This is a genomic window from Curtobacterium sp. B8 (assembly GCF_000333315.1).
In the GTDB taxonomy this organism is placed as follows: Bacteria; Actinomycetota; Actinomycetes; order Actinomycetales; family Microbacteriaceae; genus Curtobacterium; species Curtobacterium luteum.
Genome location: NZ_BACW01000045.1, coordinates 1 through 7,415 on the forward strand (window position 1 = coordinate 1; position 7,415 = coordinate 7,415).

The following is a 7,415-nucleotide window of genomic DNA, read 5'->3' on the forward strand; positions in this document are numbered from 1 at the left end:
AATCTGGTTCGAGTCGTAGAAGACGACCAGGCGGCCGAGCTGCTGGCGACCGGCGAGGCTCGCGGCCTCGTTCGTCACGCCCTCCTGCATGTCGCCGTCACCGGCGATCACGTAGGTGAAGTGGTCGAAGGGGGACTCGCCGTCGGCGGTCTCCGGGTCGAACAGACCGCGCTCGAAGCGCTGCGCGTAGCCGAAGCCCACGGCGGACGCGAGACCCTGGCCGAGCGGGCCGGTCGTGATCTCGACGCCGTCGGTGTGGCCGTACTCCGGGTGACCCGGGGTCTTCGAGCCCCACTTGCGGAGGTGCTGGAGGTCCTCGAGCTCGAGACCGTAGCCGTGCAGGTAGAACTGCACGTACTGGAGGATCGAGGCGTGGCCCGCGGAGAGGATGAAGCGGTCGCGGCCGATCCAGGTGGAGTCGCTGGGGTCGCGACGCATCACCTTCTGGAAGAGCAGGTGGGCGACCGGCGCGAGGCTCATCGCGGTGCCGGGGTGACCGTTGCCGGCGGCCTCGACCGAGTCGGCGGCGAGTACGCGGGCCGTGTCGACGGCCTTCCTGTCGATGGCGTCCCAGGTGAATTCAGCCACTTGGATGTTGACCCTTCTTGAATGCGACATGTGCGAGGGCTCGTGCCATCGCACGGACATGATCGCCATCCCGGGGGCCGGGGTTCGGGTCGCCGTCTGCTGGCGGCCGACCGGCTCGTCGTGACCGACGTCTTCGGGGCACGCACTGCGGGAGGGCGACTCCAGCATAGTGACCATGCACTCAGTGAGGGTTCAGGTGACACGTTCTGTTCACCGTGTGCGGACGCGGGGTGCAGCGCTCCAACGCCGACCGTCCGGACGGCCCGGGCGTGTCAGCGTCTTCGGTCCGTCGCGGTCACACGGTCCGGGCGGGCACGGCCACGCGTGGCGGGGGAGTGCTCGTCCGACCGTCGATCGGTCCGGATGGCGGGGCGGGGCATCGTCGCGGCGCCTCGATGGCCTAAACTGACGGAGGCCCGTGGTCATTCCGGGTCGACGCACGCCCGGACGACGACGGAGCCGTCCACCGAGTGTGCGAGCTGACGCGAAACAGACTGAGGTTCCCTTGCCCACTGCCACCGTGACCCGGCCGGACACCGATCGACCCCGATCGACGCTCTCGCGCAAGGTCCGGGCGTACGTCTCCCTGACGAAGCCCAGGGTCATGGAGTTGCTGCTGGTCACGACGGCGCCGACGATGTTCCTCGCCGCGCGGGGCGTCCCGGACCTCTGGCTCGTGTTCTGGACGATGCTCGGCGGTGCGATGTCGGCGGGCTCCGCGTCGGCGTTCAACTGCTACATCGACCGCGACATCGACCGGCTCATGAAGCGCACGAGCACGCGGCCGCTCGTGACCGGCGAGCTCTCCGACCGTGAGGCCCTGGTGTTCTCGTGGACGCTCGGCATCGTGTCGACGGTCGTCCTCGTCGTCTTCGTGAACTGGCTCGCCGCGGCGCTCAGCGTCATCGCGATCCTGATCTACGTCTGCGTCTACACACTCTGGCTCAAGCGGCGCACCCCGCAGAACATCGTCTGGGGTGGATCCGCCGGCTGCATGCCGGTGCTGATCGGCTGGGCCGGTGTCACCGGGTCGCTGAGCTGGGCGCCGATCATCCTGTTCATGGTGATCTTCCTCTGGACGCCGCCGCACTACTGGCCGCTGTCGATGAAGTACCGCGACGACTACGACGCCGCCGAGGTCCCGATGCTCGCGGTCGTGCGCGGCCGCACGGTCGTCGGCCTGCAGGTCGTCCTCTACGCCTGGGCGACGCTGGTGTGCTCGCTCCTGCTGATCCCGGTCGCCCACATGGGGCCGCTGTACACGGTCGTGGCACTGGCGGGCGGCATCTGGTTCGTCGTCGAGTCGCACCGGCTGTACTCGCGGGCGATCCAGCACGTCGAGCAGGTGCACCCGATGCGCGTGTTCCACAGCTCGATCACGTACCTGACGCTGCTCTTCATCGCGGTGGGCATCGACCCGCTGCTGCCGCAGGTCTTCACCTTCTAGGGGCGGGCCGCGACCGGTCCCGACGTTCGCGACGCGGCCGCTGTCGACGAGCCCGTCGGTGCCGCTGTCGAACGACGGGGTCGCTGTCGAACGACGGGGTCGCTGTCGAACGACGGGGTCGCTGTCGCACGACAGCGGCCCCGTCGTTCGTTGCACACGCGGGTTGCGCGGCTGCGCAACCGACGACACCGCTGTCGTCGGACGACGGCGATGGCGTCGTTGCACGACGGCGGCCTGGAGGCGCGGGGAGGGCCGGCACCGTGCCTCCCGTCCGGTTGGCGGTCGCGACCAGACCACGGAACGCGACCGTTCCGACGATCCGCGCGTCGATGAGGTGGTGCGTCGTCGAACCGGGCGTGCGGTGGACCACGCAGTGCGCGGGGAACGACGGAGCGCGCGTCGATCGACGCGCGCTTCGTCGTTCCGGGACGCCGGTCAGGCGTCCAGCGGCTCGCGAACGGCGCCGCGACCGGCGCTCCCGCGGGTGGAGAGCACGACGGCCGTGGTCGCTGCGACGAGGAGGCCGGCGAGCACCATGTGCGTGCCGACGAGTCCGACCGGGAGGCCCGTCCGGGCCTGCGTCAGGCCGACCGCGATCTGGACGAACTCGACGACGAGGAGCGCCAGCGCCCACCGGCTCGAGAGTCGGAGCCGGACCGCACCGACGACCAGAACGAGGGTCAGGGCGAAGAGGACGTAGGCGGGGACGGCGTGGACGTGCTCCATGACGGCGGGGTCGAACCCGGTGCGGTGCAGTCGTCCGCCGTCGACGGCCTCGTCGGCGCCGGCGTGCGGGCCGCTCCCGGTGGTGAGGATGCCCACGAGGACGGTGACCACGACGGCCGCGACCGTGCCGCGGACGACGTTCGTGTACCACGCGGGGACGAGTCGGACCGCGGTGCGGGGCCCGTTCATCGCGCGGTACACGAGCGCGGCCGTGACCGAGGTCAGTGCGGCCGAGACCACGAAGTGCAGTCCGACGACGAACGGGTTGAGGTTCGTCCAGACGCTGACGCCGCCGATCACGGCCTGCACCGGGATCGCCGCACCCTGGGCGAAGGCGAGCCAGAACAGCTCGGGACGGGTGCGTCGCATCCGCACGACGGCGAGGAACGTGGCGATCGCGACGAACGACCAGCACGAAGGTGAGCAGCCGGTTTGCCGACTCGATGACGCCGTGGATGCCCATCTCCGGCGTGGAGACGAGCGAGTCCGACGTGCACGTCGGCCAGGTCGGGCAGCCGAGGCCGGACGCCGTGAGCCGGACGAGCCCGCCGGTGCCGATGAGGACGACCTCCACGACGAACGACGCCCACGCCAGCCAGATCACGCGGACGTCGACCGCGCGGGGGAGGGACCACCACCGGGTGCGGACGTCCTGCTCGACGGGGGATCCGACGCGAGTCACGAGGGTGGTGCCTTCCTGTTGTTCCGTGCACCGAACCTGTAGGATTCGAGGGTTCAGCGGCAGTCAAGTCTAGGCAGGCGCCGGCTCCGAATGGGCCGAGATCGTCACTACGGCCCGCCACCGCGTGGAACCATTGGCGTTGCGAGGCAGCAGCACCCTGGCCGACCGTGTCGGTGGTCCGGGGTGGAATGGCGTCCAGCTGCGCCGGGTTGGTCCCGGTGACGCTGCCGCGAGAAGGAAACGAGGAGACCATGTCCGACGTGCTCATCGACCGTCCCGAGCTCGAAGGGCTCGGCCAATACGAGTTCGGCTGGTCCGACTCCGACTCGGCCGGCGCCTCCGCGCGCCGTGGCATCTCGGAGGAGGTCGTGACCGACATCTCGAACCTCAAGGGCGAGCCCGAGTGGATGCTCAAGAACCGCCTCAAGGGCCTGCAGCTGTTCGGCCGCAAGCCGATGCCGACGTGGGGTGCCGACCTGACCGGCATCGACTTCGACAACATCAAGTACTTCGTGCGCTCCACCGAGAAGCAGGCACAGTCGTGGGAAGACCTCCCCGAGGACATCCGCGCCACCTACGAGAAGCTCGGCATCCCCGAGGCCGAGCGCCAGCGCCTCGTCGCAGGCGTCGCCGCGCAGTACGAGTCCGAGGTCGTCTACCACCAGATCCGTGAAGACCTCGAGCAGCAGGGTGTCATCTTCATGGACACCGACACCGCGCTCCGCGAGCACCCCGAGATCTTCGAGGAGTACTTCGGCACCGTGATCCCGGCCGGCGACAACAAGTTCGCCGCGCTGAACACGGCCGTGTGGTCGGGCGGCTCGTTCGTCTACGTCCCGAAGGGCGTGCACGTCGAGATCCCGCTCCAGGCGTACTTCCGCATCAACACCGAGAACATGGGGCAGTTCGAGCGGACGCTGATCATCGCGGACGAGGACTCCTACGTCCACTACATCGAGGGCTGCACGGCGCCGATCTACAAGTCGGACTCCCTGCACTCGGCCGTCGTCGAGATCATCGTGAAGAAGAACGCCCGCGTGCGCTACACGACGATCCAGAACTGGTCGAACAACGTCTACAACCTCGTGACCAAGCGTGCGATCGCGCACGAGGGCGCCACCATGGAGTGGATCGACGGCAACATCGGCTCCAAGGTGACGATGAAGTACCCGTCGATCTACCTCGCGGGCGAGCACGCCAAGGGCGAGACGCTGTCGGTCGCCTTCGCCGGTCCCGGTCAGCACCAGGACGCCGGCGCGAAGATGATCCACATGGCGCCGTACACGACGTCCTCGATCGTCTCGAAGTCGATCGCCCGCGGAGGCGGTCGTGCCGGGTACCGCGGCGAGGTCCGTGTCGACCCGAACGCGCACCACGCGGCGAACACCGTCCGGTGCGACGCGCTGCTCGTCGACACGATCAGCCGGTCGGACACCTACCCGGCGATCGACATCCGCGTCGACGACGTGCAGCTCGGCCACGAGGCCACCGTCTCCCGCGTCAGCGAGGAGCAGCTGTTCTACCTCATGTCCCGCGGTCTGCCCGAGGACGAGGCGATGGCGATGATCGTCCGCGGCTTCATCGAGCCGATCGCCCGCGAGCTCCCGATGGAGTACGCACTCGAACTCAACAAGCTCATCGAGATGAGCATGGAAGGATCCGTCGGCTAGATGTCCAGCACCACCGAACAGCCCAGCGCCGCCGCGACCGGCGGCACCGAGCAGCACGGCGCTCGTGCGCACTCCGACGGCGGGTGGGACGCGGCCGAGGAGAAGGTCCCCGTCCAGACCCGGTCGGAGCGCTTCCAGTCGGCCGACCTCGACGCCTTCCCGGCGGTCACCGGTCGTGAGGTCAACTGGAAGTTCGCGCCGCTCGCGAAGCTCCAGCCGCTGCTCGACGGCGGACTCGACGGTTCGCCGTACCCGTACCTCGCGCGGCAGTCCGACGGCGCCGACGTCGAGTGGGTCCGCAGCGACGACCCGCGCGTCGGTTCCGCCGGGCTCCCCGAGGACCGCGCATCCGCCGCCGCCTGGACGGCGCGCGACGCGGTGCTCGCGGTCACGGTCACGGCCACCGAGCAGCACGAGTTCATCACCATCACGCGCTCGGACTTCGGCACGCAGCCCCGCGCGGCGCACACGGTGATAACGGCCGAGCCGAACGCGCAGGGCATCGTCGTCATCGACAACCGCGGCAAGGCCCTCCTGAGCGAGAACATCGAGATCGTCGTCGGTGACAACGCCCGACTCACGGTGGTCAGCCTGCAGGACTGGGACGACGAGGCGGTGCACGTCTCGACGCACTTCGCCGAGGTCGGCCGCGACGCCTTCCTCAAGCACGTCGTGGTGTCCCTCGGCGGCGACGTCATCCGCGTGAACCCCTCGACGCACCTCGGCGCGCAGGGTGCCGACACCGAGATGTACGGCGTCTACTTCGCGGACGCCGGGCAGTACATCGAGCAGCAGGTCTACGTGAACCACGACGCGCCGAACACGCGCGGTCGGGTCAACTACAAGGGGGCGCTGCAGGGCGAGGGTGCGCACACCGTGTGGATCGGCGACGTGCTCATCGGCCGCCCGGCCGACGGCACCGACTCGTACGAGCAGAACCGCAACCTGGTCCTGACCGACGGCACGCGCGCGGACAGCATCCCGAACCTCGAGATCGAGACCGGCAACATCGAGGGCGCCGGTCACGCCAGCGCCACCGGTCGCTTCGACGACGAGCAGCTGTTCTACCTGCAGGCTCGCGGCATCCCGGAAGAAGAAGCACGGCGCCTCGTCGTGCTCGGCTTCCTGGTCGAGGTCATCCAGAAGATCGGTGCGCCCGAACTCGAGGAGCGGCTCATCGCCGCCGTCGAGGAGGAGCTGGCCGCTGGTCGCTCGGCCATCGCCGAGGCAGACCCCGAGACCGCGCAGGCAGACGCCTGATGGCCGAGAAGGTCTGCGCCGAGGCCGACATCGCGGTGGACAGCCCGATGCGGGTCGTCGTCGACGGCACCGCCGTCGCGATCGTGAAGGACTCCGCGGGCGTCGTGCACGCCATCGGGGACACCTGCACCCACGGCGACATCTCGCTTGCCGAGGGCTTCGTCGAGGGCGATGCCCTCGAGTGCTGGGCGCACGGGTCGAAGTTCTCGCTGACCACCGGCAAGCCGCAGAACTTCCCCGCGTACGAGCCCGTGCCGGTCTTCCGGGTCGAGGTCTGTGACGGCGACGTCTACGTCGACGTGCACGACCCGGTCCCCGTCGACTGACCCCGCCGTCCCGGGCCGGATCGGCCCCCACCACGTCCCGCGGCTGACGCCGCGCACCAGCTGCAACCGAAGGAACGCAATGTCCACTCTCGAAATCCGTGACCTCCAGGTCTCGATCGACACCGATCAGGGCACGAAGGAGATCCTCAAGGGCGTCGACCTCACCATCAACGAGGGCGAGATCCACGCGATCATGGGGCCGAACGGCTCCGGCAAGTCCACGCTCGCGTACACGATCGCCGGGCACCCGCGCTACAACGTCGACGGCGGCTCCATCACACTCGACGGCGAGGACGTCCTCACGATGAGCGTCGACGAGCGCGCCCGCGCCGGCATGTTCCTCGCCATGCAGTACCCGGTGGAGATCCCCGGTGTGACGGTGTCGAACTTCCTCCGCACGGCGAAGACCGCCATCGACGGTGAGGCCCCCGCGCTCCGTGGCTGGGTGAAGGACCTCCGCCAGTCGATGGCCGACCTCAAGATGGACTCGGCGTTCGCGGAGCGCAACGTCAACGAGGGCTTCTCCGGCGGCGAGAAGAAGCGCCACGAGATCATGCAGCTCGAACTCCCTCAGCCGAAAGTCGCCGTGCTCGACGAGACCGACTCCNGGCTCGACGTCGACGCACTGAAGATCGTGTCCGAGGGTGTGAACCGCGCGAAGGGTGCGACCGGCCTCGGCGTGCTGCTCATCACGCACTACACGCGCATCCTCCGCT

Annotated in this window: 6 protein-coding genes and 2 pseudogenes; 5 read left to right on the top strand and 3 right to left on the bottom strand. The window is 69.0% G+C overall.

All coding sequences use genetic code 11. From position 1 onward, the window contains the following. Positions 1-588, bottom strand: a pseudogene (locus tag I59_RS01305) (transketolase); the annotation flags it as partial. Positions 589-1,108: 520 nt separating this feature from the next. On the opposite strand from I59_RS01305, the gene I59_RS01310 reads away from it, so the two are divergent. After that, positions 1,109-2,035 carry a heme o synthase gene (locus tag I59_RS01310; RefSeq protein WP_022902336.1) on the top strand — a complete coding sequence of 309 codons (927 nt, stop codon included), beginning with the start codon at positions 1,109-1,111 and terminating at the stop codon, positions 2,033-2,035. Between the two features lie 435 nt (positions 2,036-2,470). Here I59_RS01310 and I59_RS18835 read toward each other — a convergent pair whose 3' ends face one another. Then, positions 2,471-3,130: a heme A synthase gene (locus tag I59_RS18835; protein ID WP_307120415.1), complete on the bottom strand. Its 660-nt coding sequence runs from the start codon at positions 3,128-3,130 to the stop codon at positions 2,471-2,473. A gap of 166 nt (positions 3,131-3,296) precedes the next feature. Then, positions 3,297-3,443, bottom strand: a pseudogene (locus I59_RS23785) (heme A synthase); the annotation flags it as partial. Positions 3,444-3,694: 251 nt separating this feature from the next. Between I59_RS23785 and sufB the strand changes: the two are divergent. The 4 genes from sufB to sufC all read left to right on the top strand — a co-directional run. Next, the gene (gene sufB / locus I59_RS01320; protein WP_022902337.1) at positions 3,695-5,113 is read left to right on the top strand and encodes a Fe-S cluster assembly protein SufB; all 1,419 of its coding nucleotides are present in this window, start codon (positions 3,695-3,697) and stop codon (positions 5,111-5,113) included. Next, positions 5,114-6,373, top strand: a complete 1,260-nt coding sequence (gene sufD, locus I59_RS01325) for a Fe-S cluster assembly protein SufD (protein ID WP_022902338.1) — start codon at positions 5,114-5,116, stop codon at positions 6,371-6,373. Continuing rightward, positions 6,373-6,699, top strand: coding sequence for a non-heme iron oxygenase ferredoxin subunit (locus I59_RS01330; protein ID WP_022902339.1), 327 nt, complete (start codon positions 6,373-6,375; stop codon positions 6,697-6,699). Before sufD ends, I59_RS01330 begins: the two co-directional genes overlap by 1 nt. 79 nt (positions 6,700-6,778) lie before the next feature. Then, positions 6,779-7,415 (top strand): Fe-S cluster assembly ATPase SufC (gene sufC, locus I59_RS01335; protein ID WP_022902340.1); only part of this gene is annotated, 637 nt, incomplete at its 3' end.

Excerpts from the sequence above, each read along its gene's own strand:
- I59_RS18835 (WP_307120415.1), bottom strand. The coding sequence starts at position 3,130 with ATGCGACGCACCCGTCCCGAGCTGTTCTGGCTCGCCTTCGCCCAGGGT.
- sufB (WP_022902337.1), top strand. The coding sequence starts at position 3,695 with ATGTCCGACGTGCTCATCGACCGTCCCGAGCTCGAAGGGCTCGGCCAA.
- sufD (WP_022902338.1), top strand. The coding sequence starts at position 5,114 with ATGTCCAGCACCACCGAACAGCCCAGCGCCGCCGCGACCGGCGGCACC.
- I59_RS01330 (WP_022902339.1), top strand. The coding sequence starts at position 6,373 with ATGGCCGAGAAGGTCTGCGCCGAGGCCGACATCGCGGTGGACAGCCCG.